This window comes from Wolbachia endosymbiont of Nomada ferruginata, from assembly GCF_001675785.1.
Taxonomy (GTDB): domain Bacteria; phylum Pseudomonadota; class Alphaproteobacteria; order Rickettsiales; family Anaplasmataceae; genus Wolbachia; species Wolbachia pipientis.
The window spans coordinates 1-2,824 of the sequence record NZ_LYUY01000127.1; the positions used below are offsets into that span (position 1 = coordinate 1).

The 2,824-nt window shown below is 33.0% G+C and carries 3 protein-coding genes and 1 pseudogene; 1 reads left to right on the plus strand and 3 read right to left on the minus strand.

What is annotated here, in order from left to right; translation table 11 throughout:
* Positions 1 to 41 precede the first annotated feature (41 nt).
* A complete protein-coding gene (locus BA053_RS05845; RefSeq protein WP_245611007.1) occupies positions 42 to 572 on the minus strand; it encodes a phospholipase D family nuclease in 531 nt (176 codons plus the stop codon).
* Between BA053_RS05845 and BA053_RS05850 the strand changes: the two genes are divergently transcribed.
* On the plus strand, positions 571 to 1,494 hold the full coding sequence (locus BA053_RS05850) for a patatin-like phospholipase family protein (protein ID WP_065095196.1): 924 nt from the start codon (positions 571 to 573) through the stop codon (positions 1,492 to 1,494). The genes BA053_RS05845 and BA053_RS05850 overlap by 2 nt on opposite strands.
* A gap of 92 nt (positions 1,495 to 1,586) precedes the next feature.
* Here the strand turns inward: BA053_RS05850 and wmk are convergent, their stop codons facing one another.
* Together wmk and BA053_RS05860 are read right to left on the minus strand one after the other, a co-directional pair.
* On the minus strand, positions 1,587 to 2,498 hold the full coding sequence (wmk, locus tag BA053_RS05855) for a WO male-killing family protein Wmk (RefSeq protein ID WP_065095474.1): 912 nt from the start codon (positions 2,496 to 2,498) through the stop codon (positions 1,587 to 1,589).
* Between the two features lie 25 nt (positions 2,499 to 2,523).
* A pseudogene (locus BA053_RS05860) lies at positions 2,524 to 2,824 on the minus strand (WO male-killing family protein Wmk); the annotation flags it as partial.

The window sequence follows — 2,824 nt, forward strand, 5'->3', positions numbered from 1 at the left end:
TTGGATATTTTTTCCTCATCTCTTACCTCAATATTCTTTCTTTATATACTACGTATTCCTTGGTTTGTGGACAACCTCTTAGACTGCGATTGGCGATTTTTCCAATTTTTGACGTATTGTTCAACTAGTGGAGAATCTCCTGTTATGATCAGTAGGTTTTCAGCATTTCTTTGCTGAGCGGCATCTGAAAAGTTAAATGATCCGGTTATGATTTTTTGCTCATCAATAATAATTACCTTGCTATGAGCAATAGCGGGTTTAAAGTCAATCCATATCGGAATTTTGTGCTCAAATAATTCGTTAATTACACTATGTTTTGAACTAGTTTGTGATTCATCTAGAATAACCTTAATATCAACTCCACGCTTTTTAGCTTGAACCAAGGACTCAGCAATAGGCTTTGAGGTAAATTGGTATGCCTGAACCAACACGGATTTTTTAGCATGATCCACGGAATCAATTATTAGGTTGGTGCAATTTTCTCCAGGAGTAAAACATACTGTAGTTTTTGGACAACTAGAAAATCCTGATAGAAGCAACCAAGTTAATAAAACTAATAAATATCTACTCATGACTAAATACATCCTTTCAATTGACGGCGGAGGCATAAGAGGCATCATACCAGCCATAATATTAGCAGAAATAGAAAAGAGAGCAAGGAAGACAATTTCCCAGATTTTTGATCTTATGGCTGGTACTTCAACTGGTGGGATTGTTGTAGCAGGGTTATGCAGGAAAGATGAACAAGGAAATCCCCAATACTCAGCCAATGATTTAGTTGAATTTTACCAAGAATACGGGTCATATATTTTTAAATCTTCATTCTTCAGGCGATCAATATTATCTTGGTTTAACTGTGCACAATATCCACATAAAAATATTGAATTTGTACTGGATAAATATTTTGGAGAGGATATTCTAAAAAATACATTAAGTAAGGTACTGATAACAAGTTATGATATTCACAATAATCGTCCATTTTTCTTTAAAAGCTGGAAAGAAGGTAATATTAAGCTGAAAGATGCACTCAGAGCTGCAACGGCTGCCCCTACTTATTTCATACCAAAACATCTAAAAATCAACCAAAAGGAAATGGTATTAGTGGATGGAGGGGTTTTTGCAAATAATCCAGCGGCTTGTGCATATGCAAGTGGTAAGAGGTTATTTCCAAATGATGATATTCTACTGTTATCGATAGGTACTGGAAGAACAGACAGAAGCATAGAGTATGCCAATTCAAAGAGATTTGGAAAAATAGGCTGGATAAAACCACTAATACATGTGATGTTTTCTTCAAGTTTAGATGCAGTAAACTATCAACTTAATCAAGTTATAGCTGATAAATATATACGCATACAATCGCAACTAAAAATAGCATCACCTGACATGGATAATATTACATCAAAAAATATCAAATCTCTTCAGCAAGAGGCAAAGGCAATGATAGAGGACAATCAGGAACTGATAGATAAATTCTGTGATGTTTTATCTTGATACGTAGAAATGCCAAAAAAATTCTGCAGAGCTAAATAAGGGTTTAGAATAGATAATATATTAACCATTTTTACTTATATCTTAAACACAATTCAATTTTCACACTCATCAACAGTTAGGCCACTTGCTCGCAAAATAACATCAGTAGAAACACCCGCCTTCACTAGATTTTTTGCAACCCTGATTTTCTCTGCTTTTTTAACTTTTTCCTTGCCACTTTTCATATCTTCAGATAGAGATTTGACTAATGCATCTAATGATTCTTGTTCTCTGTACTGATCCATTAAACTCAATAGCTTTTTGCTTTCTCTTGTTTTAGGTAGCAGAACTTTAATATTCACTGATAATCCTTCTGCTATTTGATATAATTTATCAAATGATATGGCAGTGTATCCTATTTCATACTCGTGTATTTCCTTGAGTGTTAAACCAACTTTGTTTGCTAAATCTTTTTGAGTATACCTTTTTATCAATCTCCATTCTCTTATTCTTTGCCCTACTCTATAGTATATAGAATCAGTGCAGACTTCTTTCTCTGTATTATCATACTCGTAAATAGATAAGCCGGTTGCTTGGGAAATTATGTCAACTGAAACTCCTTCTTTAACTAGATTTTTTGCTACTTCTAATCTTGCCTCCTCTTGATTGATTTTCTCGCTAATATGAACAAACCTGACTAATGAAGGTACTATTTTGCCTAACTTTTGATTCTCATATATTTTTGTTAGATAGAGTATTTCTTCGTCTTCATCTTCATACTCCCTTACTGTTATTGGTTTAGGTAATAGATCTACAACATTAACTGACAGTACTCTTGCTATTACATATAGTACTTCAATCGGAATAGGAATATACCCATTTTCATAATTGGTTACTTCTTTATATGCTAATCCGATTTTACTTGCTAACTCTGCTTGAGTACACCTTTGCATTAATCTACAATCTTCTATTTTTTGCCCTATTTTATAACTTATAGAACTAATATCTCTTACAGAAACAAACATATATACCTTACTTAGAAATAAATTTTCATGCAATTTGATCAGCGGATAAACCAACTATTTGCAAAATAATATCAATAGAAATTCCCCCTTTTACTAAATCCTTTGCAACTTTGATCCTTTCCGCTTTCCTCACTTTTTCTTCGCAAATATGCATCCCTTCAAATAAAGATTTTATTAATGCATTACGTAGTTCTTGGCTCTCAATTTCTTTGTATTCTTTAATCAAATCAGGTAGCTCATTTTCTACTGTACTACCTTCATCTTTCTCTATTAGTAGATCTGTAATATTAATCGATAACGCTTCTGCCATTTCATATAATTTATCA

Coding starts and splice junctions, on each gene's coding strand:
- wmk (WP_065095474.1), bottom strand. CDS start 2,498: ATGTTTGTTTCTGTAAGAGATATTAGTTCTATAAGTTATAAAATAGGG.
- BA053_RS05850 (WP_065095196.1), top strand. CDS start 571: ATGACTAAATACATCCTTTCAATTGACGGCGGAGGCATAAGAGGCATC.
- BA053_RS05845 (WP_245611007.1), bottom strand. CDS start 572: ATGAGTAGATATTTATTAGTTTTATTAACTTGGTTGCTTCTATCAGGA.